Below are 25,169 nucleotides of genomic sequence, written 5' to 3' on the forward strand. Positions count from 1 at the left end.
CGCCCCCCCAACCCAAAGTCGATGTCAAAACCATGACGAACCGAGCTGACCTTGACCTTCTGCCGGTAGCTTCCCCGGTTGCCTGGTTGTTGCCCAGTGGCGCCACCCAGGATCTTTGAAATTTCACCCCGCGCCGGCGGCCGGGTTGGCGAAATCAGCCTTGGTGGTCGAGCTTGGCTGGGCGCTTTCGTCGAAGATAGCATCCAGCGAATGCCGGAGATCCTTCATCAATTCGTTCTGGCGGGCGAGCGCCGCGATGCGCCGCTCGTAATTCAGGATCGACTTCGTCAGTTCGCTGACCTCGGAGGATCTGCTGGAGGAGGCCGCGCCATTTTCCATCGCCTCGACCAGGAAGGCTGCGTTGGTGGCCTTTGTCCGGTAGCGATTCTCAAGCCCGTTTTTCTCCGCCTCTATCTCGGCTGCGATCTGGTCAAGCAGCTTTGCCAGGCGGTCAAGGCGCGAGACATCGGTCTGCCTGTCTCGAGCCGGATCCCTTGATCTGAAGCCAAATATCGAGGCCATGCGCTCAGTTTCCTGTCATAGCCGGCCTAAGCCATCCCTTGTGCCCGGCCGGGCCAAAAAGTTTTTGTCGCATCGTCCAGCTCCTCTGACAGGCGGACATTTTCGGCCGATTCAAACAGCCAATCAAAATTGCTGCACCGCAACATACATGCCATCCCTAAAGCGAGTAGGCAACCACCTAGTGCGGCGAATCGGAAATTCGCATCGCTTTGAGGCAGGGTAAGGACCTGTTGACATGACCGGCATGGCGCCGGCGGACCAGCTCAAGCCTCGCCGACCGGGCTGGTTGCGGCCATGAGAAAGCGCCGCGGCGGCACAGGCTGTTTCGGGCCAAAGCCGGCGCGGCGAAACAGCGCATCCAGCTTGTCGGCTGCCACGCCGCGAACGATGGGGATGAGATTGGATTGGCTGGCCAGGGCGTAGGCCGCAGCCGCTGTCAGCCCTTTCTCGTTCTTCACGTCGAGGAAGTTTCGCAACCGATATTTGTCGCGCACCTGCCGTTCGTGCTTTCTGAGGACGGCCTTGGAGCCTTCCGGCAAACTGTCGATCGCCAGCAGCGCCAGATCCGCGTCGGCCAGACGCTTAAGATCCTGCGTCTTGTGCTGGCCGCTCAGCGAATCCGCGCGAACGATCGCGCCGTAGCCGCAGGACCTGATGACCTTGAAGCGCGCCCCGCAAGCAACCGCGCGCGCGTAGAGTTCATAGTCTTCGCCCAACCGCAGGTTTTCGTCATAGCGCAGCCCATGCCGGTCCAGAAAAGCGCGGCTGATCACCGGTTTGAGGAAACCCAACTCACCTCTCTGCACACGACGACTGGAGATGTTGCCTTCGATGAAGCGCTCGAAATCGAGAAATTCCGGATCGGCCGAAAACCGCGGAGCGGTGATTTTCGAAACGTCGGTCGCCGCATCGTCCCTGATCATCATGATGTTGTCGGCAGCGAAATCCCAATCGGCGCTGGCGAACAACTCGCGAAATCTGCCCTGGAGAAAAAAATCGTCGGCGTCCAGAATGCTGATGAACGGCGATTTGGAGCTGGCGATCGCGACGTTGCGGGCGAAGGAAGGACCGCCGTTGACGTCGAGCCGGATGACGGAAAGCCTGCCGCTGCCATCGTCGGCCGCCCGAGCGACTTTCGCGGTATCGTCAGTGGAGGCGTCATCGACGACGACGACTTCGGCCACCTCCGGCTCGCGCAAGGCCGATGCGATGGCAACCGCAATTGTCCGCGCCGCGTTGCGGGCGGCGATGATCACGCAGACTTCCGGTTCTGTCACCAATTCGCCTCTCGACTGCACAGGTAGCTCCGAATTTTCTCCCCCTTTGATGTCCAATGCAGCTCTCGTTCTCACTGACTGCCCGGCTGTACGAAACATCAGCCGGCGCTATGCTGCGAGTGCGAAGCATCGTTAAAATCATTCGGTCCGTCCAGTCTTTCCTTTCGGTGTCGTCATGGCGCAAATCGACGGGCGGTGAAATGCCAACGGATAGGCGGGCCGCTTCGCACACCGTCCCTGCCCATTCTGGATGGGGCGTCAGCGCACTCGAGTCGCTGATCACCAGGTCGATCGACAGAGTTTAGGCAGTGGTGGCTGAGTCAGAGGATCCGAGGCTGAAAGGGGGAAATCCGCAAGTCGGTTGCCCAGGATGCGGTTGGGCGAGCAGTCCGCCAGGGACCTGGACGCTACCTGCCGTCAGGTCAGTGGAGGCTTCTCCTGACACTGAACTTCTCGCCATCGGCCGCTTCGGTCGAACTCAGCCTTCGTTCGGCGTCGCGAATCTTATCAGCCGACGTCGGGGTATTTCTGGCAACCATGGCGAAAACGAGCAGAAAGTAGCCCAGTTGAATGACAATGGCGCAGGCTATAGCGCGAAAAAGCGTTGTGCCTAGCGAAGCGCCGTCGAGATAAGACCAGGCGACCACGATCGCCATCGCGAAAATCATGCCAATAATGAATTTTGGTAGCGACATACCCGACAGCCCGTCAACCTGCTCGGGCAAAAATCGATGATTGACCACCCCGAGCCTCCCTTCGCCATGCGAGCTTGTTGAGGCCACCCGCTTTTTAGCCGGTTGCTTCCGGCCTTCCCACGCTGTCCAAACTCTGACAGAAACAATTTGCAACTCTATTAAGGTGTGCAATAGCGGGCAAGGCCAACCGCAAATTATTTTGGATAAGTTCGGGGGATCGACTCTGCCATGTTGCAATGCACACGCTGGTATCACGACCAATCACCCGGTATGGACTCACTCCAGTAAGAGCAACAATATTAACCAGTATTTTACTTTAATAGCGCTCTATTTTTTACAAAGCTACAGCACGATATTTCTCAACCACGCGGCACAAAGAGCGATACGCCCAAAATCAGCCTCAAAAAGGCACTAAATTTTTCAAGATTGCCCATAATTTGTCACGAACGCGCCACAAAAGGCTAAAATTCGCGCAGGATCGGTTCATTATTTAATCAATGCATGACGTGATTATTTCAGGCGCTCAAGGAATTGTGTGTTGCGATGCAGCATTTTTTTGATATCGTGCGGCAAACCATCCGTTCAACGTATGGAGTTTACGCATGAGGGACGTAGCCAAGCCGGCCGACGCGAATTTTCCGCAGGCCGGTATCGACTTTCCACCAATCGGCGGCCTGCTTAAACGCAGCTTCGATATTGCCGGTTCACTGATTGGCCTGGTTGCTCTCAGTCCGCTGTTTGTGATGGTCGCGCTGCTTGTCAAGTTTTCCGACGGCGGCCCGATTTTCTACGGTCACAGCCGGATTGGGCGGGGAGGACGGATTTTCCCGTGCCTCAAGTTTCGCACTATGGTACAGAATGGCGAACAGGTGCTGGCGGCATACCTTGCCGCCAACCCGGAAGCCAAGGCCGAATGGATAGCCACCCGCAAGCTCAAGAACGATCCACGCGTCACGCGTGTCGGGGCCGTGCTGAGGAAGCTCAGCCTCGATGAACTGCCGCAGATCATCAATATCCTTCAGGGTGACATGAGCCTTGTCGGTCCTCGCCCGGTGGTGCGCGACGAGCTCGAAATCTATGGCAGTTCGGCCGTCTATTACCTGAAATCGCGCCCTGGCCTGACCGGGCTCTGGCAGGTCAGCGGCCGCAATGACGTTTCCTATGACAGCCGCGTCGCATTCGATCGCCACTATGTCGAGAACTGGTCGCTGTTCGAGGACATTCGCATTATCATCAAGACCGTGCCTGCCGTCTGGATGTCGCGGGGCTGCTATTGACGGGCCGGGAGCCGGTTGTGTGCGGAGGAGTGACTGTCCAGGCGCCAAGCATTCTGCAGCAAGCTTCATCGGGCCGGGCTAAAGCGAATCGGAAAACGTACAGTTGAAAACAAACATCTTCGACATCTCCTGGGCCGGCACGGTTAGCAATCGCATGCGACGGATGCGGCTTATGACCACTTGCCTCGCGCTGGCGCTCGCCGTTCCCCAACTCGCCGCGGCCGACGAGTACCGGCTTGGATCCCAGGACAAGCTGACCATCCGCGTGGCCGAATGGCAGACCGTTGAAGGCACGTTCCGCGACTGGACGGCCGTCAACGGAGAATACACGGTCGGTCCGTCTGGAACATTGTCGGTGCCGTTCGTCGGCGAAATGCCGGCATCCGGCAAGACCACATCCGAGATCGCGGCAGCGATCAGCCAGGCGCTCCAGCGCAAGCTCGCTCTGGCGGACCGGCCGGAAGCCTCCGTCGAAATGGCACAGTACAGGCCGTTCTACATTTCTGGGGAGGTCCAGACGCCGGGCCAGTATCCCTACGTGCCCGGCCTGACCGTCCTGCGGGCGATGAGCATCGCCGGCGGCGTCCGGCGGGCCCCCGAAGGACAGCGGTACGCCCGCGACATAATCAACGCCAAGGGCGAGTTTGACGTTCTCCAAGACCAACGGGTCCGACTGATCGTTCGGCGCGCGCGCATCGAAGCGCAGATCGCCGACAAGCCGACATTCGACGTGCCGAAGGAGGTGACCGAGGATCCGAAGCTGGCAAGCATCGTTGCCGACGAGATGGCGATCCTGACGGCCGATCAAACGAATCTCAAACTGCGCCTTGAGGCGCTCGACGATTTGAAGAAGCTATTGCAGAGCGAGATCGATTCGCTGCAGAAAAAAATCGTCAACCAGCAGCGGCAGGTCGACCTGGCAAAGGAACAGCTCAGCGGCATCGGTTCGCTTGCGCAAAAGGGCCTTGTCGTCAACACTCGGGTTCTGACTTCGCAGCAAACGATCGCCGACCTGGAAGGAAAAATCCTGGATTACGAAACGGCTATCCTCACCGCCAGGCAGTCGATCAGCAAGGCCGACCAGGACGCCATCGACCTGGAGAACACCCAGAATGCGGATCTCGCCACCGGCCGGCAACAGGCAGAAGCCGATCTCAGCGAAACAATGCTCAAGATGAACATGCACACCGGCCTGATGGCCGAAGCCATGTCGGGGAGCCCGGCGCTACAACGCTATCGCGACGGCGAAGAGCCAGCGATGTCGTTTGGCCTGGTTCGGGTTGTCGACGGCAAGACCAGCGAAATCGCTGCCAGCGAAGATACGCCCGTGCTGCCTGGGGACGTGATCAAGGTGAAGCTGGTGCCAATGGCAAGCCAGTAGGCATTGGAGCGATCGGCCGATCCGACCGCGCGCCGTACAGATTCGATCTGCAAGGAGTTCGACCCGGACGAGTTCGACCTTGAACTCGTCGACACTGTGCTCGCCGCCCCGACAAGCTGGCCTACCGCCAACTCGGGACGTGAGTAATTGCAGCGCAAGGAGATGTTGTGCTTTAGTTGCAACTTAAATCCGAGGAGGACTTTGTCGTGCACAGTGAAAGGGACGAAATCGTCAGTCGAGAAAGAGAATTTCACAATCTCAGATTCAGTCAGGAGGAGGATCCAAGAGGAAGCCTGGACAAGTGGTATCGAACAATTCGTCACGGCGCTGAACGTCAAGACGAGCAGATAAAACGGCTTTCGAAAAACGCAGACGTGCTCGAGTACGGTTGCTCCGATGGGGGGTGGTCTCTGCATTCCCTGCACCTGCCCGATCGTTGCCGATCTCTGACGGGGATTGATATTTCGGATGTAGCAGTAAACAAGGCGAACGAACGGGCGAGCACGCTTGGAAGCACGAACGCTACATTCCTGACGATGAATGCGGAAGCCATGTCGTTCGAGGACAATAAGTTCGACCTGGTGTATGGACGCGGGATCATCCATCACCTGGACCTGGACCGGTGTTTTTCCGATGTGGTCCGTGTCCTGAAGCCGAACGGCGTGGCGTCCTTCTACGAGCCGATGGGACACAATCCGCTCCTGAATGCCTACAGAAATCGGACACCCCTCATCCGCACCGCTGATGAACATCCCTTGCTAATTTCGGACTTCGCTTTGGCCCGCCGCTATTTCAGCAATGTCCAGGTGGACTATTTCGGCCTGTGCTCCGTAGGAAGCGCGCTGATGCCGCGAACCATCTCGGAGACCGTCTACAAAGTTGGCAAAGCTGTCGATTCAGTACTTTTGACGCTTCCCTTTGTGAAGCGGTTCGCATGGTATGCGCTCCTGACCCTCAGGGCCTGATCAATAGGCAGCAAACCCAACGCGGGCGAGGCTCGCCTGCTGCCTGTGAGATGAAATGATTGCTTGGCCTTGGCGCTGTCAGGCGGCGTTTTTGTGCGCGGCACCAAAAATCAGGGTAATATTTTAGCCCTTTGCTTAGCGCCCCGCAGTTTCTGGTTCCGCGAGGTCGGCCGCGGTCCATCGGGGACGGGCGACATGCACCCTGACCAGCCTGAAGTAGCTGTAATACAGGAGGAAGGAGCCCATGATGTAGGGGTTGAAGGTGTCGATCTCAACGAAGGACCGGATGAGCAGAAGCACCATCACGCCGCCAAGAATCACCGACTCGGCTTGCCATGTCCTGAATATCAGGGCCGATATATGGCCCCATAGCGTGCGCACGATGATCAGCGAAATCAGCGTCGCCCCGACATAACCTAGCTCGACGAGGGCTTCGATATAGGTGTTGTGGAAGTGGAAGCCGCTTCGGGTGGTGATGTAGAATTCGTTCCAAAGCCGCTCGGCCTCGGCAAACCCCTGCACCCAATAGGCCGCGTAGCCGACGCCGAGGATCGGCGCTTGCTGCGCCGCTTCCCAGCCCTGCTCCCAGAGATAGGTCCGTCCGGTGAGCGTGGAATCCTTTCCGAAGGCGCCAAGGACGAAATCCAGAAGTCCTGCAAAGGCAACCGCGGTGACCACGACCAGCCCGCATGCGCCGACAACGAAAATCACCCGTCGGTAGCGGAGTGGAAGCTTCTTGGCCATGGCAAGCAGAGCCACCAGAGCGAGAACTGCCGGTATCGAAGCCGTCGAGGTGGCGGAATGCGCCATGATCAGAAGATAGGCCGATAGGACGAAGATGGGCGCCGTCAGGATAAAGCTTATCCGGCCGCGCCTGAGAAAGACCAGGAAGACAATGCAAAAATAGATGCCAAGGGAGGCGACAAAGCCGAGCTGGTTCTTGGAGCTGAATGCGCCGACGAAATTGTACGTCCCGTCGAGCATATCATAGGAATATCCCCCGACCTTGAGTGAATAGAGCAGGACGACAAAAATCCCTATCAGTGAGCCGATCGTCAACGTCCGGACGCTGACGGTGCGCGCGGCGATGTAGGCGCAGGCGATATGGGAGCAATATTGGATTGACGTCCTCAACGTGATGCCGGGGGCATCCGACCAGAACACCGAGAGGCAGACATAGAATGCAAACGCCAACGGCAGCCACGCGCTGGAGGCATGTCGCAACAGCCGCCGGTAGTCTACCAGAACCAGGGGAAGCCAGACCGCATAATAGGCCAGGATCAGGATCGGGCCGAAAACCGAGGAGTAGGAGAACGCGCAAATGGAGATGGCAACAGCAAATGCGCCGTAGACCGTGCTCTTCTCCGGGTCGACCAACAGAGATTTTGGAATCTTCATCTCGGTAGCGAATTCCCGTCCATGCAGTTCAATGCCGATTCGCCGCCGCGCCATGCGCGAACGCTTCTATTGTGCAGTGCAATATAACCCATCCCCCGCAGCGTGTCACCCAAATGAGGCAAAAACAGTCCCAAGGCGCCCCGGGACGGCGGCAAAAGGCCACGACAGACGGTGCGTGCGGCAAGAACCGAACATCCCGGCGCAGGGCTGGGCATAGCTTTCGGCGCCGTCAAAAACCATCGCCGCCGCATTTAACGAGAGGCTCGGCATCACCTCCGCGCGGAACTGTTTTTGCAGTTCTTTCAGCACCGGACCGAAAAATAGCAGTCGGCATTCGTTGCAATGAATGAGGCCCTCCGCGTACGCTATCTCGGGGACCACCAGACGATGGCCACACCAACAATTGGCAGGCGCTGGTCGTCCCAGATCTGCTGGGTTGGAGCAACGGATGGACAAACCTCGAATCTTCCTGGGCTCGTCGGGGAAGCAGAAAAAACTGCTGCAGGCGCTGACACGCGGTCTTGAAGAGATCGCGCATGTGGAACCCTGGACGACATCCTTCAATCCGGGGACAACCACCCTGGGGCGCCTCCTCGAGCTCACGCGTGAGGTCGACTTCGCCGCTTTCGTCTTCGCCCAGGACGACTGGACGAGTGTAAGCCTGCCAGCATCATCTGCTTCTGTATCCGCTCAAGCTTCTCCGCGAGACAATGTCGTCTTCGAAGCCGGCCTTTTTGGCGGAGTCCTTGGAATGCGCCGAACGTTTATCCTTCATGCCAACGGTTCCAAGCTTCCAAGCGATCTCTTGGGCCTGACATCCGTGAGGTATGGCGAAGCGACGACCGCCGCGGAGATGAGAGCGGTCAACCAAAAGCTGCGAAAAGCTATTGAAAATGAAGGCCGCGTCGCCCGAATAGAGGGCCTTTGGTGGCAGTTTTCCCTGTCGGAGCGGACCGTAAAGGAACCTTCCGCCGTGAGCCTCCTGCGTATCGCGCGAGACCGCGATGGTGCGTTGGAGTTGGCCGGCCGCTCATGGCAAGAGAATGGCAGCCTGTCAGCCAGATACTGGAGCGAGGCGGTAAAGGAGAGAAAGGAGCCTGCCGGCATCTTCTACTTTTGGAATGGAGAACGGCCCTTGGATGCGAACGCGTCGCAGTTGTACGGGACAGGAGAGATCCGGCTGGAGTCCGCCGATCGCGCGTCGGGGTACTTTACCACCCGCGCCGACACACAGCCAAAACTGAACGCGCGCACCTCAGGCGTCTACTTGCGGGCCGAACCGGAGGACTTGAGCATCCTGGACGGACGCGACAACCAGCGACGCGTGGAGTTGATCGCGGAGCGGCTGAGCCATTGGAAGTCGATCAAGAACGTTTGAACTGTGCGCGGGGAAGTCGCCTTGCAGCGACGGCAGCATCGAATGGACAGGTCGTAGCCAAGAGCGGCTCTCAACCGCCTGCTGCTGGCCCGCCATGAACCTGTTCGAGGCTGCAGTCCCCGGGTTGAACTTCTCCGCCGTTGACTTCACATTCGCCGCCGGCGGTGCCGCCAAGCGCCCGTCGGGACGGGCAATGAGGGAAGACCATATGCCAATGAGTTTTGTGGGACGGTTTGCCGGACGATCGGCCGTGGTCACCGGTGGTGCCTCAGGCATCGGCCTGGCCGTCGCGCAAAGAATCGTTGAAGAGGGCGGGCGCGTCTGCGTCTGGGATCGCGACTCCACCCAGATCGAGCAGGCCAAGGCTGTCATTGCCGACTTGCACGGCGTGACTGTCGACGTCGCCGATCCCGTAGCGGTCGCACAGGCCTCTCGGCAGACGATCGAAGCCCTTGGCGCGGTCGATATCCTGGTCACCAGCGCGGCCATCACCGGACCGAACATGACGACCTGGGACTATTCGGTGGAGGATTGGCACCGGGTCATCGACATCAACATCAACGGCGTCTTCTACTGCAACAAGGCGCTGGTTCCGCACATGCTTGAGCGCAATTACGGCAGGATCGTCAACATCGCTTCGATCGCCGGCAAGGAGGGAAACCCGAATGCCTCTGCCTACAGCACCTCCAAGGCGGCGGTGATCGGCCTGACCAAGTCGCTGGGCAAGGAACTGGCCAAGACCAAGGTGACGGTGAACTGCGTCACCCCGGCGGCGGTGCGCACCGCGATCTTCCAGCAGATGAGCCAGCAGCACATCGATTTCATGCTGTCGAAAATACCGATGGCGCGGTTCGGCGAGGTCGAGGAGGTGGCGGCGCTGATCTCGTGGATCGCTTCCGAGGAATGTTCCTTTACGACGGCCGCCGTTTTCGACATTTCCGGCGGCCGGGCGACCTATTGAAGCAACTGGAACGCTTTGCACCCACGGACGCCAGACTGGAGTTCCCGTCGTTTGCGTAGGGTCGAACCTCCACTGTCCGACGAAGAACTGCTCGACCGCTTCCAGCGCGCCGCCTTCGGCTATTTTCTGGAAACCGTGAATCCGGAAAACGGACTGGTTGCCGACACGTCGCGGCCAAATTGGCCGGCAAGCATCGCGGTCGTCGGCTTCGCCCTGTCCTGCTATCCTGTCGGGGTCGAGCGCGACTGGATAGCGCGAGACGCAGCCGTGAAGCTGACGCTTGCCGCACTGCGCTTCTTCTGGAACAGCCGGCAAGGCGATGGCGACGACGTCACCGGCCACAAAGGCTTTTACTATCATTTCCTCGACATGCGGACCGGCCTGCGCGCGTGGCGATGCGAGTTGTCGGTGGTTGACACGGCGCTGCTGATGGCCGGCGTGCTCGCGGCTGGCGCCTATTTCACAGGCGACACTGACGACGAAACCGAAATCCGCGAGCTGGCGGAAATGCTTTACCGGCGCGTCGACTGGCGATGGATACAAGGCAGCAGACCGACCTTGCGACAGGGCTGGAAGCCGAAGAGCGGTTTTCTGCGTTATGGCTGGGAAGGCTACAACGAAGCGACGATCCTTTACATCCTGGCAATGGCCGCCCCCGACAAGCCAGCCTCGGACGACAGCTATGCCGGCTGGACGGCGACATATCAGTGGGAAAACATCTACGGCTACGACGTGCTCTATGGCGGCCCGCTGTTCATGCACCAATTCTCGCATGCCTGGATTGACTTCGATGGCATCAGGGATGCGTTCATGCGGGACAAGAACTCGGACTATTTCGAAAACAGCCGCCGCGCGACCTACCTTCACCGGGACTATGCGCGGCACAACCCCTCTGGCTATGATGGTTACGGCGAAGCACTTTGGGGACTTTCGGCGGGTGACGGACCCGGCAAATTCCGCGCGCGGATCGAGCGGCGGCCGCGCAAATTTTCCGGCTATGTGGCGCGCGGCGCACCGTTCGGCCCCGATGACGGAACGATCGCTCCGTGGTCGTATCTCGCATCGCTGCCCTTCGCGCCTGAAATCTGCCTGCCGGCGCTGCGCCATCTCAGAGAACGCCACCCTGAGGTGGTCGACAGTTTCAGGATGCCGAGCGGCTTCAACCCGACGCTGGCGAACCGGCGGAAGTTCGGGCCGAGCGGCTGGATATCGGATGCGCATTATGGACTGGACCAAGGCATCGTCGTGCTGATGATCGAAAACCACCGCTCGCGCCTGATCTGGGACCTGATGCGGTCGAGCCCGCATATCCGTCGCGGCCTGTGCAAGGCCGGGTTCAGCGGCGGCTGGCTGTCGCAGCCGGCGAGCACTCCTCGCAAGGACCCCCGCTGAACGACGGCTAAAGCGCGCCGCGTTTGACCGGCCTCCTGCGACGCGCTTTAGGTTGTTTTTTTATGCATGTCGTTATCGCAAAACCGCTGAACACTTTTGCGCGACCTGCATTAGCGCCCAGCTGTCGCTGTTGTGTCGGGCACGAAGACGTTCGCCCTTCCCAGCAACGCTGGGAAGGCCGTTCGATTTCGTCCCGCTTGATTTATTTAGCCGGCGAAGGTGTAGGCGGTCTTTACCGTAGTGTAGAATTCCGCCGCGTAGCGGCCTTGCTCGCGCGGGCCATAGCTCGATCCCTTGCGTCCGCCGAAAGGCACGTGGAAGTCGACGCCCGCCGTCGGCAGATTGACCATCACCATGCCGGCCTCCGAGTTGCGCTTGAAATGCGTGGCGTGCTTGAGGCTCGAGGTGCAGATACCCGACGTCAGCCCGAACGGCGTGTCGTTGGCTACCGCCAGCGCCTCGTCATAGTCCTTGACGCGGATGACGTTGGCGACCGGCCCAAAAATCTCCTCGCGTGAAATGCGCATGGCGTTGGTGGCTTCCGTGAACAGCGCCGGTTGCAGGTAGAAGCCGCGGGTTTCGCGATCGAGCCGCTCGCCGCCGAAGGCGAGATCGGCGCCATCCTGGCGGCCGATGGCGATATAGTCTTCGTCCTGTTTCAACTGGCTCTGGTCGACGACGGGTCCGATCTGGGTTTTCGCATCGAGAGCGTCGCCGACGACCAGCTTGGCGAGGCGATCTTTCATCGCATCGACGAAGCGGTCATGGATGCCGTCCGTCACGACCAGGCGGGACGACGCCGTGCAGCGCTGGCCTGTCGAGAAGTATGCGCCATTGATCGCGCAGTCGACGGCGACGGCAAGATCTGCATCGTCGAGCACGACGAGCGGGTTCTTGCCGCCCATTTCGAGCTGGTACTTGCGCATGTGCTCGACGCTGGCGGCAGCCACGCGCTTGCCGGTGCCGACCGAGCCGGTGAAGGTGATGGCATTGAGGTCAGGGCTGTCGAGCATGGCCTGGCCGACCACCGAACCCTTGCCCATGACGAGATTGAGCACACCCTTGGGCAGGCCGGCGCGGTGCAATATGTCGACAATGATCCAGGCGCTCTCCGGAACCAGCTCGGCCGGCTTGAAGACGATGGTGTTGCCGTAGGCCAGGGCAGGAGCGATCTTCCACGCCGGGATGGCGATCGGGAAATTCCACGGTGTGATGATGCCGACGACGCCGACCGCTTCGCGTGTGATCTCGACACCGACGCCGGGCCGCACGCTTGGAACCAGCTCGCCCGACAGGCGCAGCGTCTCACCAGCAAAGAAATCGAAGATCTGGGCGGCCCGCACGGTTTCGCCAATACCCTCGACCAGCGTCTTGCCCTCCTCGCGCGCCAACGCCCGGCCGATTTCATCTTTCCGCGCGGTGATCTCGTCCGACGCCTTCCTCAGCACCGCATGGCGTGCCAGCAAGCCCGATCGGGACCACGCCGGAAATGCCGCTTTCGCCGCCGCGATGGCCTGCCGCGCCTGCTCGGCGTCGCCCGACGCATATTCGCCGACCACGTCGTCGAGATTGGAAGGGTTGATGTTGCGGGAGCCGGCATCGCCCACCCACTCGCCATCGATGAGGTTCTTTCGAAACGGGATCATGTCGCTGTCTTCCTTGTCGTCCTTCGATTGCCGTCTATCTGGACCACCGGCCGCCACACCGCAAGGCCGTCAGCGGCAAAGTTCTGCTCCTCGACAGGCATGTGCTAAGCAGGTTTCGGAAAAGTGTCCGATGGTTTTCCGATAAAAACCTGCGACAAACAAAAACCCAGCAGGCGAAGCCGCGCAAGCCTGCTTGGGCGTCGAGGGGGTAAACCATGATTCTAGTGCGGCGCGACGCGGATCGCGCCAAGAGGAAGCCGCCATGTCCGAGAGCGCATTGCCGCTGGTGATCAGCGCGCCCGAGCCGCGCACGCTCGACCTGATTTTCACGCCCGAGGCCCTGGCGAGATTCCGCGCCAGATACCGTATCGTCGAAACGTCGCCGGAAGGCGTCGCGGGCCTGCCACACGATGTGCTCGCCGAGGCGCGCTACATCGTCGGCCAGCCGCCGATCGCGCCGGAGACGCTGGAAAGGATGACGGCGCTGCGCTGTGTCTTCAATGTCGAGAGCAACCTCATCAACAACATGCCGTATGAAGCGCTGTTTTCGCGCGGCATTCATGTCGTCACCACGGGTATGGTGTTTGCCGAGCCGGTGGCCGAGCTCGGTCTTGCCATGGCGCTCAACCTCGCCCGCGACATCGTCGACGCCGATCTTGCGTTTCGTCAGGGCAAGGAGCTGTGGGGCGGCGAGGGCAACCGGGCGGCGCGGCTTCTCTCCGGCGCGGATGTCGGTATCATCGGCTTCGGCGATCTCGGCCGTGCGCTCAACCGGCTGCTGTCGGGCTTTCGCACGCGGACCAAGGTCTTCGATCCGTGGCTGCCGCCGTCGATCCTGATCGAGAACGGCGTCGAGCCGGCTTCCCTCGACACGGTTTTGTCGAGTAGCGATTTCGTCTTCGTCGTCGCTTCGGTGACCAGCGAAACCCAGGGTTTTCTCGGCACTGAGGCCTTTGCCAGGATGCGCAAAGGAGCCGCCTTCATCCTGCTCAGCCGTGCCGGCGTGGTCGATTTTCCGGCGCTGATGGATGCAGTTCGCAGCGGCCACATCGTCGCCGCCAGCGATGTGTTTCCGCAAGAGCCGCTGGCGCAGGACCATCCTGTCCGCACGCTGCCCGGCTTCCTGCGCTCCGCCCACCGGGCCGGCGCGCTCGACATCGCTTTCAAGCGCATGGGCGACATGGTGCTGGAAGACATGGACCTGATCGACCGCGGCCTGCCGCCAATGCGTTCGAAGCGCGCCGAACGCGAGACCGTTTCGCGCATGCGCTCGAAGCCAGTCGACAAGAACTGAGCCGTCAGGCCAGCGGCTGCGAGGTTTCTCAGATGGTGAACGACCAGAACAGGCAGGCGAGCGTCGCTGCGGCGAAAACGACAAAGAACAAGCTTCTCAACAGGATATTGCGGCGCAGCTCGTTCATGAAGAGATGGCAGCCGACGACGGCCACGACAAACAGGAACCGCCAATTCAGCAGTGCCGGCAGGACATTGCTTCGATCGAAAGCCCATCTGGCGGCGAGGCCGCCGATGATGGCCGCGAACAACACGATGACTGTCCAGAAGATCGCATCCGCAGCATGTGTCAGGACGATGCCGGCGACCCTGATCGGCAGGGTCATCATCAGCAGCGCGCTGAAGAAGTACACGGCCGCGAGCGGGATAAACGTCCCGGCATCGGCGACGTCGTCCAGGCGTTCTGCGCCGATCGCACCAAAGGGATAGCCATGCCTGGCCACCGCCAGGCTGAGAGCCATCAGCAAAGCCGTCAATATGGCCACCAATGCGAATGAAGTGAGGGCTTTGCTCATAAGGGTCCTGCTCCGAACGAATCGGATAAGGACGTTGGTAGCCCACGGTTTGTAAATTGCTGGTAAGCGCCGAGGCCCGGCGTGACAGACTTTTTAGCCCCTCACTCCGCCGCGTGAAGGCGTCGCGCCTCGATGATGGTCCTGATCTCGGCGCGGCAGGAGCCGCAATTGGTGCCGGCATGCAAGGTGGCGCCGATCGCTTCGACGCTTACGCAGCCTCCGCGCACCGCTTCGGCGATCTGATTGGCGCCGACCCCGAAACAGGAGCAGACAACGGCACCACGATCGACGCTGTTGCCGCCCGGCCGCCCCGCCACGATCGCCAGTCGCCCGCGCCGATCGGCATGGTCAGCGCTCAACTGCTCGACCGCCCAGCCGCGCGACACCGCGACCGGCCTGGGCGCAAAATAGAGCGCGCCAGTCAGCCGGCTGCCGGCAAAGCGGGCGAAGCGATAGTGCCCGCCGGCGACATCATGATAGGCGAGCGTCTCGCTTAGCGCGTCCGCCCCGAAAAGCGAAGCCGCGAAATCCGGCCAGTCCCGGTCGGCTTCCAGCGCAAGCTCGAGACGCCAGCCGGCAGCGCAGCGGGCGAGGCTCCAATAGTCGGCGTCGATCGAGGCTGGCCGTTCGGCAAGCACCGCGAAGCCGAACGCGACGGCAGCGAAGCGTTCCACCCGGGCGGCAACATTCTTCGAGGCCGGCTGTCCTGAAATCGGATCGGTGATGGCCCCCACCAGCGCATCGACACGAGCGCGCGCGGAAAACTGATCCGTCCAATGCATCGGCACGAAGACCGACCCTTGCCGCTGCCGCGCCGTCACCAGCGCACGAAGCAGCACCTCGCCATGCGCGGTCGAGACGCGCACGATGTCGGCATCGCCGATGCCGAAGTGCTGCGCGTCCGCCGGGTGGATTTCGGCGAACGGCTCGGCCAGGTGCTGCGACAGCCGCGGGCTTTTTCCCGTCCGCGTCATGGTGTGCCAGTGGTCGCGAACGCGCCCGGTGTTGAGCACCAGCGGGAATTTTTTGTTCGTGCGGGTTTGCGGAACTGGACGGATCGGGATGAAGCGCGCTTTGCGATTGGGTGTGTAGAAGTTGCCGTTGGCGAAAAAGCGGGTACTGGGTGAGGCACGCCTTGCCTGAACGCCCAAGTCTTTCTCACTTTCAGCCTGAGCACCCCCCTCTGGCCTGCCGGCCATCTCCCCCGCAAGGGGGGAGATTAGCAGTTTGGGCGCCGGCTCTCCCCTTGCAGTATTGGAGATTGGCGAAGGCCGTGGTGATAGCTGATCTCCCCCCTTGAGGGGGAGATGGCCGGCAGGCCAGAGGGGGGTGCCTGGGCTCGGCGCTGGCCATTGGAATGGCGCCAACTCCTCGTACGTCTCCGCATCGACCCCGGCATACGCACCGATGTCAAAATCGCGGGCGCCGTCATTCTCGAACGCCGACAGGGAGGCGTGCTCGGCGAAGATATCGGCCGGCGACGGGTGCGAAAACGCTTCGCCAAAACCCATCCGCTTGGCGACTTCGGCGACGATCCACCAGTCGGCCCTTGCCTCGCCTGGCGTGGCCAAAAAGGCGCGCTGGCGCGAGATGCGGCGCTCCGAATTGGTGACCGAGCCGTCCTTCTCGCCCCAAGCGGCGGCGGGCAGCCGGACATGGGCGTGGCGGACCGTGTCGGTCATGGCCAATACGTCCGACACCACGACAAACGAGCAGGCCTTGATCGCCGCCTCGACGGCATCGGCGTCCGGCATCGAGTCGACCGGGTTGGTCGCCATGATCCACAGCGCCTTGATGCGCCCGTCGGCTACCGCCTGAAACATCTCCACCGCCTTCAGGCCGGGCTTTTCGGCGACGGTCGGTGCGCTCCAGAACCGCTGCACGCGGTCGCGGTGCTCGGGGTTTTCGATCTCCATATGGGCGGCCAGCATGTTGGCTAGGCCGCCGACCTCCCGACCGCCCATGGCGTTGGGCTGGCCGGTCACCGAAAACGGGCCGGCGCCGGGCTTGCCGATACGGCCGGTGGCGAGATGACAGTTGATGATGGCGTTGACCTTGTCGGTGCCCGAGGACGACTGGTTCACGCCCTGGCTGTAGACGGTCACCGTCTTCGCCGTCGCGGCGAACAGGCTGTAGAAGCGGACAAGCTCGTCCTCGCCGAGGCCCGTGGCAGCGGCGATGCCGGCAAGGTCGAGCGCGGAAGCGGCAAAAAGGGCTTGCCCGAAGCCGGTCGTGTGCGCCGTGATATAGGTGCGGTCCAGCGCGTTGTGCTGGCCGAGATAGGCGAGCAGCCCTGTGAACAGCGCGACGTCGCCATCCGGCGCGATCGCCAGATGCATGTCGGCAATATCTGATGTCATCGTGCGGCGCGGGTCGACTAGCACCACCTTCATGTCGGGCCGTTTTTCCCGGGCAGCGGCAATGCGCTGGTAGAGCACCGGATGGCACCAGGCGAGATTGGAGCCGACCAGCACGATCAGATCGGCGAGTTCCAGATCCTCGTAGCTGCCCGGCACCGTGTCAGAGCCGAAGGCGCGGCGGTGGCCGGCAACCGACGAGGCCATGCACAGGCGCGAATTGGTGTCGATATTGGCCGAGCCGATGAAGCCTTTCATCAGCTTGTTGGCGACATAATAGTCCTCGGTCAGCAATTGACCGGAGACGTAGAAGGCGACCGCGTCGCGACCGTGCTCGGCGATGGTCCGCGAGAAGGTCGAGGCGACGAGGTCGAGCGCTTCGTCCCAGTCGGTGCGGCGACCGTGGATGTCCGGATAGAGCAGCCGTCCGTCGAGGTCGATCGTCTCGGCCAGCGCTGAGCCCTTGGAACAGAGCCGGCCGAAATTCGCCGGATGGTCAGGGTCGCCGCGAACGGTTATCTCACCGTTCGCGGCGACCTTCGCCAGCACGCCGCAGCCCACCCCGCAATAGGGGCAGGTGGTCCTCACCTCGCGCGCTTCGTCGATCTTCATGCTCAAGCCGCGCGACTGGCCAGCGCTTCCAGCGCAAGGAACAGACGCTCGCCCTCGATCCGCACCGGAATGGTGCGCACCGCACCTTCGTCAGCGCCAAGCGCCTTGCCGGTTTCCAGCGAGATCACCCAATTGTGCAGGGGACAGGTCACCGCCGCGCCATGGACGATCCCCTGCGAGAGCGGTCCGCCCTTGTGCGGGCAATGATCCTCGATGGCGAAGACCTGGTCCTCTGCCGTGCGGAAGACGGCGATCTTGCCTTCAGGCGTAGCGACGCAACGCGCGCCGCGGCGCGGAATGTCTGAGAGCGTGCCGACAGCAATCCAATTCATCATCATCACTCCGCCGCCTGCGCGAAGCCGACCGAAGCCATCGGCCGGAATTCGTGCTTGTCCTTGCCGGAAACGCGTTCCGACCACGGGTCGACCTGCGCGAACCTCTGCGAAAAGACGAAGCGGTCGAAATAGGCCTTGCGCTTCTCGCCATCGTCCATGATCTGGCGCTTGATCTCGGCGATGCCGATGCGCTTGGCCCATTTGTAGATGCGCTCGAGATAGCGGCCCTGCTCGCGATACATCTGCGTCAGCGCCACGATATGCTCCAGTGCCTCGTCCTCGGTCTTGACCAGGCCGAGCACCTCGGTTCCCTTGATGTCGAGGCCGGCAGCCCCGGCGAAATGGATCTCGTAGCCTGAATCGACGCAGATTACGCCGACATCCTTGCAGGTTGCTTCCGCACAGTTCCTAGGACAGCCCGACACCGCCATCTTGACCTTGGCCGGGGTCCACGAGCCCCACATGAATTTCTCGATGCGGACGCCGAACCCCGTCGAATCCTGCGTGCCGAAGCGGCACCAGTCCGAACCGACGCAGGTCTTCACTGTGCGCAGTCCCTTGGCATAGGCGTGGCCGGAGACGAAGCCGGCCTGGCCGAGATCGGCCCACACCGCCGGCAGATCCTTCTTGCGGATGCCGAGCATGTCGATGCGCTGGCCACCGGTGACCTTGACCATTGGAATTTCGAATTTGTCGACGACATCGGCAATGGCGCGCAGTTCGGCGGCATTGGTGACGCCGCCCCACATGCGCGGTACCACCGAATAGGTGCCGTCCTTCTGGATGTTGGCGTGGACGCGCTCGTTGATGAAGCGCGACTGATAGTCGTCGGCATACTCGTCCGGCCAGTCGCAGACGAGATAGTAATTGAGCGCCGGCCGGCATTTGGCGCAGCCGCAGGAGGTGGTCCATTCCAGTTCCTGCATGACGGCGGGAATGGTCTTCAGGCCCTTGGCCTTGATCAGCCGGCGGACCTCGTCATGGCCGAGCGTGGTGCAGCCGCACATCGGCTGCACCGCCGCCGGATTGTACTTGTCGCCGATGGTCAGCACCATCAGCTTCTCGACCAGCCCGGTGCAGGAGCCGCAGGAGGCGGACGCCTTGGTGTGAGCGCGCACGTCGTCGAGCGAGGTCAGGCCCTTGGCCGTGATCGCCCCAGTGATTTTTCCCTTGCAAACGCCGTTGCAGCCGCAGATTTCCGCATCATCCGGCAAGGCTGCAACGGCCGCCATAGGGTCCAGGGAGGCGCCTCCCTGGTATGACTGGCCGAAGATAAGCGTGTCGCGCATTTCCGATATGTCGGTCTGCTTCTTCTTGAGGTCGTTGAACCAGGCGCCGTCCGCCGTCTCGCCGTAAAGCACGGTGCCGATGATGCGGTCATCCCTGAGCACCAGCCGTTTGTAGACGCCGGCGGCGGCATCGCGCAGCACGATCTCCTGGCGGTCCTCGCCCTCGGCAAAGTCGCCGAGCGAGAACAGCTCGATGCCGGTGACCTTGAGCTTGGTCGGCGTGTCCGAATGGACGAAGGCGGCGGCCTCGTCGCCGGCCAACTGGCTGGCGGCGACACGCGCCATCTCATAGAGCGGTGCGACCAGGCCGTAGACCATGCCGTTGACCTCGGCGCATTCGCCCAGCGCGAAGATGTCGGGATCGTTGCTGCGCATGCCGGCGTCGACGACGATGCCGCGATTGACGGCAATGCCGGCGTCTTTCGCCAGCGTCGCATTCGGCCTGATGCCCACCGCCATGACGACCAGCGTCGCCGGGATGATGGTTCCGTCGGCGAGTTCCACCTGCTCGACCTTACCCTTGCCTGTTATGGCCTGGGTGTTGGCCTTGGTGATGACCTTGATGCCGCGTTGCTCGACAGCTCGCTGCAGCAGATAGCCGGCGGCCGGATCGAGCTGACGTTCCATCAGCGTCGGCATGACATGCAGCACGGTGACGTCCATGCCCTGCGCGTTCAGGCCCGCCGCCGCCTCCAGCCCGAGCAGGCCGCCACCGATGACCACGGCCTTGGCCCGCGACTGGGCGGCAAGCAGCATGGCCTGGACGTCGTCGAGATCGCGATAGGTGAGCACGCCGGGCAGATCGTGGCCGGGCACCGGAATGATGAACGGCACCGAGCCGGTGGCGATGACGAGCTTGTCATAAGGCTCGGTGACGCCATGGTCGGAGGTAACGGTCTTCGCCGTCCGGTCGATGGCGACGATCTTGTGGCCCTTGTAGAGGGTGATGCCGTTGGCAATGTACCAGCCGTCGCCATGGATGATGATTTCCTCAAAAGCCTTCTCACCCGACAGCACCGGCGACAGCATGATGCGGTCGTAATTGACCCGCGGCTCGGCGTTGAAGATGGTGACCTGGTAGCGACCGGGCGCCTGTTCGAAGAGATGCTCCAGCATCCGCCCGGGCGCCATGCCGTTGCCGATGATGACGAGTCTCTCTGTTGTCGTCGATTGAGCCAGTTCAATGCCGCTGGGCGTCATCCTTGAGCCTCCTATTCCGCTGCCGCGACACGAAGCGCGCTGTCGCCGCGGCGCGTACGGTCCGCGCGTTTCTGTTTGATCTGTTCCAGCAGCGCCGGGTCGGGATTGGCGCCGCCCTCATAGGCTTCGAGAAAATCGAGCAGCTCTTCCCGGTACGCGTAGTAGTGCGGGTGGGCGAGCAGCGCCTTGCGGGAGCGAGGGCGCGGCAAATCCACCTCCATGATGTTGCCGATCCGGGCGTTGGGGCCATTCGACATCATCACCACGCGGTCCGCCAACAGGATCGCCTCGTCGACGTCATGGGTGACGCAGATGGCCGTCACCTGCGTTCGCTTCCATACATCCATGAGGACGTCCTGAAGTTCCCAGCGGGTCAGCGAATCCAGCATGCCGAACGGCTCGTCGAGCAGCAGCAGCTTGGGCGACAGCGAAAAGGCGCGCGCGATGCCAACGCGTTGCTTCATGCCGTTGGAGAGCTCGGCGGCAAGCCTGTGCATGGAATCGCCGAGCCCGACACGATGCAGGTAATATTCGATGACGTCCTTGCGCTCGGCCGTCGTCGCATCGGGGTAGACCCGGTCGACCCCGAGCGCGACATTCTCACGCGCGGTGAGCCACGGCATCAGCGACGGCGCCTGGAAGACGACTGCGCGTTCGGGCCCAGCGCCCGTCACCTCTTTGCCGTCGAGGACGATGCCGCCGCTGGAAATGCCATTCAGGCCGGCCGCCATCGACAGCACCGTGGATTTGCCGCAGCCTGAATGACCGATGAGGGTGATGAATTCGCCCTTCTTCATCTTGAGGTCGAATCCGTCGACAACAGTGACCGGGCCCTTTGGCGTCGGATAGACCCTGCGCACCTCGTAGAACTCGACATAGCGACTTTGAGCCGGCGATGCCGACGCATCGCGGTAGGCTTTCGGCGGTTCGCTCTTCTGCCTGATCGGCACGATTTTCGGCAGCTCTATCCCGCTTTCGAGGTCGCCGCCTTCGGCGCCGGCGTCGATGAGATACTGGGTCACCGCGGCACGCAGCCGGATGAATTCCTCGTCATGGTTCATCGCCGCGCGGTTGCGCGGCCGTTCGATGTTGACGCGAAACGATGGTCCGAGCGTCGCTTTCGGCCCCGGCTTCAAGGGGATGATCCGGTCGGCAAGCAGGATCGCTTCGTCGACATCGTTGGTGATAAGGATGATGGTCTTCTTCTCTTTGCCGCAGATGTCGGCCAGTTCATCCTGCAGCTTGGCGCGGGTCAGGGCGTCGAGCGCCGACAAGGGCTCGTCGAGGAGGAGAATATCCGGCCGCGTGGCAAGCGCCCGGGCGACCGACACACGTTGGCGCATGCCGCCCGAAAGCTCGGCCGGCTTGCGATCGATGGCGTGCGAAAGGCCGACCAGATCGATGTATCGCCGCGTGATCGCCCGTCGCTCGGCCTTTGGCTTGGCTTTCAGCACGGCATCGACCGCCAGGGCGACATTGCCGTATACCGAAAGCCAAGGCATCAGCGAATAGGATTGGAAGACCACCCCGCGATCGGGTCCGGGGCCATCGATTTCCTTGCCGCGCACCAGCACGCCGCCACTGTCGGGCCGGACGAGGCCGGCGATCGCCGAAATCAGCGTCGTCTTGCCGGAGCCCGAAAAACCGACGATGGCGATGAACTCGCCTTCCTCGACCTTGAGGTTGATGTCGCAGAGGACGTCGGTCCGCCTGGCTCCCTCGCCATAGGCTTTCGACAGGCCGCTAACTTCAAGAATAGCCATCGCCTGCCTCTACCTGTTGGCCGAGAAGGTCAGCGCCGACTGCAGCGCAAACATGATGCGGTCGAGCGCGAAGCCGATGATGCCGATAGTGAGCACCGCGACCATGATGCGCGCGAGCGACGAAGACGATCCGTTCTGGAATTCGTCCCAGACGAATTTGCCCAGACCCGGGTTCTGGGCCAGCATTTCGGCGGCGATAAGGACCATCCAGCCGACACCGAGCGACAAGCGAAGCCCGGTGAAGATCAGTGGAAGCGCCGAAGGCAGGACGAGCTTGCGGATCGTGGTGGCCGTCGAAAGCTGAAGCACCTTGCCGACATTGACGAGGTCCTTGTCGATGGAGGCGACGCCGAGCGCGGTGTTGATCAGCGTTGGCCACAACGAGCACAGCGTGACGGTGACGGCGGAAATGACGAGCGATTTCGGCAGCGCGGCGCTGGTGTCGACATAGACCGCCGAAACGATCATCGTGACGATCGGCAGCCAGGCCAGCGGCGAGACCGGCTTGAATATCTGGACCAGCGGGTTGATGGCGCCGTTGAATGTCTTGGACAGTCCGGACGCAATGCCGAGCGGCACCGCGATGATCGTGGCGATGACAAATCCCAGGCCGACAGTTTCAAGCGACGTGACGATCTGGTCGAAATAGGTCGGCTTGCCGGTATAGGCGCGCTGCTTGACCTGGTCTGCCTTGTTCTCGGCCACCAGTTGCGCATTGCGCGCTTCGAGCCGCTGGTAGAATGCTGCTTCCTTTTCGCGTTCGGCCCAATGGTCGGCCCACAGAACGCCGGCCTGCTCCCAGACCTGGATCGGGCCGGGTATCGCCCCAAGCGACGTCTGCACACGCGGAGCGAGCACGCCCCACGCCGCGAGGAAGATTGCGATTCCAAGCAGCGGGATGACCAGGACACGCCTGAGTTCGCCGAATTGCTCGGAAAAGTTGTCCCCGGCGGCGATCCTAAGTATCGGCGCCAGCCAGGCAAGGCCGAATACTTCGAGCCACCTCGCCGCCCGGTTGATGCGGGCGAGGTGCTGCTCCTTGCGCATGGCTCGGGCCGTGTCCAGCCGGGTGCTTGTTTCGGTTGCGAATGTCATCGGTAAGCGATTCCTGTCTTCTTGGTCTGGCCGGGGATGGCAGCCGGATAGGACCGGCTGCCCGGATCGACGGGCCTATCCGCCAGCGATTTCAGTGCCTTCGATGATCTGCTCGCCCTTCAGCCCGATCGACAGGCTGTCGATATAGGCGTTGGGCTTCTTGCCGTCGTAGGGGATGCCATCGATGAACTCCGCGCTCGGTGCCCGGTAGCCGTCGCTCTCCCAGGGAAAGTCCGCCTTGCTGGCCTTGCCCTCGTCGACCAGCATTTTGGCGGCCTTGAGATAGACATCGGGCAGGTAGACGGATTTTGCAGTGTCGGCATACCACTGATCGTCCTTGCCGACCGGGATCTGGCCCCAGCGCCGCATCTGGGTCAGATACCAGACGGCGTCGGAATAGTAGGGATAGGTCGCGAAATGGCGGAAGAAGACATTGAAGTCGGGAACGTCGCGCTTGTCGCCCTTTTCATATTCGAATGTCCCGGTCATCGAATTCGCGATGACCGCCTCATCGGCGCCGACATATTCCGGCTTGGCAAGTATCTTCACTGCCTCCAGCCGATTGGCATTATTGTTCTCGTCCAGCCAGACCGCGGCGCGGATGAGCGCCTTGGTGACCGCAAGCGTGGTGTTTGGGTATTTTTGCGTGAACTCCTTGGTCATGCCGAAAACTTTTTCCGGATTGTTCTTCCAGATTTCGTAGTCGGTGATGACCGGGACGCCGATGCCCTTGAACACGGCAGCCTGGTTCCACGGCTCGCCAACGCTGTAGCCGACGATGGTTCCGGCCTCGAGCGTGGCCGGCATCTGCGGCGGCGGGGTGACCGAAAGCAGCGCGTCCGCCTTGATCTGACCGGACGTGTCGCCCGGCGAATAGTAGCCGGGATTGATGCCGCCCGAGGCCAGCCAGTAGCGCAGTTCGTAATTGTGCGTCGAAACCGGGAAGACCATACCCATGTTGAACGGCTTTCCCTCGGCCTTGAACGCATCGATGACCGGCTTCAGGGCGTCGGCCTTGATTGGATGGGCAGGCTTGCCGTTTTCAACCGGTATGTTGGGTTTCATCATTTCCCAGACCGCGTTGGAGACGGTGATGCCGTTGCCGTTCAGGTCCATGGAGAACGGCGTCACCAGATCGGCCTTGGTGCCGTAGCCGATGGTCGCGGCAAGCGGCTGACCCGCCAGCATATGGGCGCCATCGAGTTGACCGGTGATCACCCCGTCGAGCAGGACTTTCCAGTTCGCCTGTGGCTCGAGCGTCACATAAAGCCCTTCGTCCTCGAAGTAACCAAACTCCTTGGCGACAGCGAGCGGCGCCATGTCGGTGAGCTTGATGAAGCCGAACTTCAGCTCGTCCTTTTCTACGGCGAGCATTTCGGCACGGGCGGCAATGGGAGAAAGTTGGAGGCCGAGCGTGGCGACACCGGCCGCCAGCATCAGCCAGTGCATGAGGTTTAACGCGATCCGTTTCGTCATCGTCATCTCCGGTTGGGCGCGGCTTGGGATCAGCGCCATCGACTGCGTGTTGGACCAAAACAAAAAAGCCGCCGACCAGGCCGCCGCGTCCGGCAGTCCGGGATCGCGTGGTGACCTGAGCGGCAGCTTTGCCTGTGGCGCCCGCCATTGGACGCCGTGAACGGTGACCCGAGGGCCTATGAGTTACCAAGCACGAACCGTGCCAGTTCGGTCTTACGACAAATTCCGCAATGAAAACAATCGACCGCGCGGGCGCGACAGCTGGGGCGTCGGGCTGTCGATGCTCATGCGGCAGTCACTCTCATTGTGCAGTGGCACAAAAATTGTGCAGCGCACGATAGT

The 25,169-nt window shown here is 61.6% G+C and carries 20 protein-coding genes; 7 read left to right on the forward strand and 13 right to left on the reverse strand.

What is annotated here, in order from left to right; translation table 11 throughout:
• Positions 1 to 123: 123 nt before the first annotated feature.
• The 3 genes from AC0L16_RS11650 to AC0L16_RS11660 all read right to left on the reverse strand — a co-directional run bounded on the left by AC0L16_RS11650 (position 124) and on the right by AC0L16_RS11660 (position 2,542).
• Positions 124 to 522 (reverse strand): hypothetical protein, encoded by a 399-nt coding sequence (locus AC0L16_RS11650; RefSeq protein WP_473620844.1) that lies wholly within the window; start codon positions 520 to 522, stop codon positions 124 to 126.
• A gap of 263 nt (positions 523 to 785) precedes the next feature.
• Positions 786 to 1,799 (reverse strand): glycosyltransferase family 2 protein, encoded by a 1,014-nt coding sequence (locus tag AC0L16_RS11655; RefSeq protein ID WP_473620845.1) that lies wholly within the window; start codon positions 1,797 to 1,799, stop codon positions 786 to 788.
• A gap of 422 nt (positions 1,800 to 2,221) precedes the next feature.
• The gene (locus AC0L16_RS11660) at positions 2,222 to 2,542 is read right to left on the reverse strand and encodes an exopolysaccharide production repressor exox (RefSeq protein WP_473620846.1); all 321 of its coding nucleotides are present in this window, start codon (positions 2,540 to 2,542) and stop codon (positions 2,222 to 2,224) included.
• 554 nt (positions 2,543 to 3,096) lie between these two features.
• Between AC0L16_RS11660 and AC0L16_RS11665 the strand changes: the two genes are divergently transcribed.
• The 3 genes from AC0L16_RS11665 to AC0L16_RS11675 all read left to right on the forward strand — a co-directional run bounded on the left by AC0L16_RS11665 (position 3,097) and on the right by AC0L16_RS11675 (position 6,117).
• Positions 3,097 to 3,771, forward strand: coding sequence for a sugar transferase (locus AC0L16_RS11665; protein ID WP_023796749.1), 675 nt, complete (start codon positions 3,097 to 3,099; stop codon positions 3,769 to 3,771).
• Positions 3,772 to 3,943: 172 nt separating this feature from the next.
• A complete protein-coding gene (locus AC0L16_RS11670) occupies positions 3,944 to 5,152 on the forward strand; it encodes a polysaccharide biosynthesis/export family protein (protein ID WP_473620847.1) in 1,209 nt (402 codons plus the stop codon).
• Between the two features lie 176 nt (positions 5,153 to 5,328).
• Positions 5,329 to 6,117, forward strand: a complete 789-nt coding sequence (locus AC0L16_RS11675; RefSeq protein WP_473620848.1) for a class I SAM-dependent methyltransferase — start codon at positions 5,329 to 5,331, stop codon at positions 6,115 to 6,117.
• Positions 6,118 to 6,252: 135 nt separating this feature from the next.
• Here the strand turns inward: AC0L16_RS11675 and AC0L16_RS11680 are convergent, their stop codons facing one another.
• Together AC0L16_RS11680 and AC0L16_RS11685 are read right to left on the reverse strand one after the other, a co-directional pair.
• Positions 6,253 to 7,515: an O-antigen ligase family protein gene (locus AC0L16_RS11680; protein WP_473620889.1), complete on the reverse strand. Its 1,263-nt coding sequence runs from the start codon at positions 7,513 to 7,515 to the stop codon at positions 6,253 to 6,255.
• A gap of 105 nt (positions 7,516 to 7,620) precedes the next feature.
• Complete coding sequence (locus AC0L16_RS11685; RefSeq protein ID WP_473620850.1) at positions 7,621 to 7,896, reverse strand: hypothetical protein; 276 nt, start codon at positions 7,894 to 7,896, stop codon at positions 7,621 to 7,623.
• 67 nt (positions 7,897 to 7,963) lie between these two features.
• Between AC0L16_RS11685 and AC0L16_RS11690 the strand changes: the two genes are divergently transcribed.
• The 3 genes from AC0L16_RS11690 (at position 7,964) to AC0L16_RS11700 (ending at position 11,246) form a co-directional block, all read left to right on the forward strand.
• Positions 7,964 to 8,893: a TIR domain-containing protein gene (locus tag AC0L16_RS11690; protein ID WP_473620852.1), complete on the forward strand. Its 930-nt coding sequence runs from the start codon at positions 7,964 to 7,966 to the stop codon at positions 8,891 to 8,893.
• Positions 8,894 to 9,101: 208 nt separating this feature from the next.
• The gene (locus AC0L16_RS11695) at positions 9,102 to 9,854 is read left to right on the forward strand and encodes an SDR family NAD(P)-dependent oxidoreductase (protein WP_473620853.1); all 753 of its coding nucleotides are present in this window, start codon (positions 9,102 to 9,104) and stop codon (positions 9,852 to 9,854) included.
• Positions 9,855 to 9,905: 51 nt separating this feature from the next.
• Complete coding sequence (locus tag AC0L16_RS11700) at positions 9,906 to 11,246, forward strand: glucoamylase family protein (RefSeq protein ID WP_473620855.1); 1,341 nt, start codon at positions 9,906 to 9,908, stop codon at positions 11,244 to 11,246.
• Positions 11,247 to 11,452: 206 nt separating this feature from the next.
• Here AC0L16_RS11700 and AC0L16_RS11705 read toward each other — a convergent pair whose 3' ends face one another.
• Positions 11,453 to 12,889, reverse strand: a complete 1,437-nt coding sequence (locus tag AC0L16_RS11705; protein ID WP_473620891.1) for an aldehyde dehydrogenase family protein — start codon at positions 12,887 to 12,889, stop codon at positions 11,453 to 11,455.
• Positions 12,890 to 13,154: 265 nt separating this feature from the next.
• Here AC0L16_RS11705 and AC0L16_RS11710 point away from each other — a divergent pair, with 265 nt between their 5' ends.
• Positions 13,155 to 14,186, forward strand: a complete 1,032-nt coding sequence (locus AC0L16_RS11710; RefSeq protein WP_473620857.1) for a hydroxyacid dehydrogenase — start codon at positions 13,155 to 13,157, stop codon at positions 14,184 to 14,186.
• A 28-nt stretch (positions 14,187 to 14,214) separates the two neighbouring features.
• On the opposite strand, the gene AC0L16_RS11715 is transcribed toward AC0L16_RS11710, so the two are convergent.
• From AC0L16_RS11715 to AC0L16_RS11745, 7 genes are all read right to left on the reverse strand, one after another.
• Complete coding sequence (locus AC0L16_RS11715; protein WP_473620858.1) at positions 14,215 to 14,700, reverse strand: hypothetical protein; 486 nt, start codon at positions 14,698 to 14,700, stop codon at positions 14,215 to 14,217.
• Between the two features lie 101 nt (positions 14,701 to 14,801).
• Positions 14,802 to 17,669 (reverse strand): nitrate reductase, encoded by a 2,868-nt coding sequence (locus AC0L16_RS11720; protein WP_473620860.1) that lies wholly within the window; start codon positions 17,667 to 17,669, stop codon positions 14,802 to 14,804.
• A 2-nt stretch (positions 17,670 to 17,671) separates the two neighbouring features.
• A complete protein-coding gene (nirD, locus tag AC0L16_RS11725) occupies positions 17,672 to 18,007 on the reverse strand; it encodes a nitrite reductase small subunit NirD (protein ID WP_473620861.1) in 336 nt (111 codons plus the stop codon).
• The gene (gene nirB / locus AC0L16_RS11730; protein ID WP_473620862.1) at positions 18,007 to 20,493 is read right to left on the reverse strand and encodes a nitrite reductase large subunit NirB; all 2,487 of its coding nucleotides are present in this window, start codon (positions 20,491 to 20,493) and stop codon (positions 18,007 to 18,009) included. Before nirB ends, nirD begins: the two co-directional genes overlap by 1 nt.
• Positions 20,494 to 20,504: 11 nt before the next feature.
• A complete protein-coding gene (locus tag AC0L16_RS11735) occupies positions 20,505 to 22,256 on the reverse strand; it encodes an ABC transporter ATP-binding protein (protein WP_473620864.1) in 1,752 nt (583 codons plus the stop codon).
• Positions 22,257 to 22,265: 9 nt separating this feature from the next.
• Positions 22,266 to 23,351: an ABC transporter permease gene (locus AC0L16_RS11740; RefSeq protein ID WP_473620866.1), complete on the reverse strand. Its 1,086-nt coding sequence runs from the start codon at positions 23,349 to 23,351 to the stop codon at positions 22,266 to 22,268.
• Between the two features lie 75 nt (positions 23,352 to 23,426).
• Positions 23,427 to 24,827 carry a CmpA/NrtA family ABC transporter substrate-binding protein gene (locus AC0L16_RS11745; protein ID WP_473620868.1) on the reverse strand — a complete coding sequence of 467 codons (1,401 nt, stop codon included), beginning with the start codon at positions 24,825 to 24,827 and terminating at the stop codon, positions 23,427 to 23,429.
• Positions 24,828 to 25,169 lie beyond the last annotated feature (342 nt).

Source organism: Mesorhizobium sp. WSM4848, assembly GCF_055811375.1.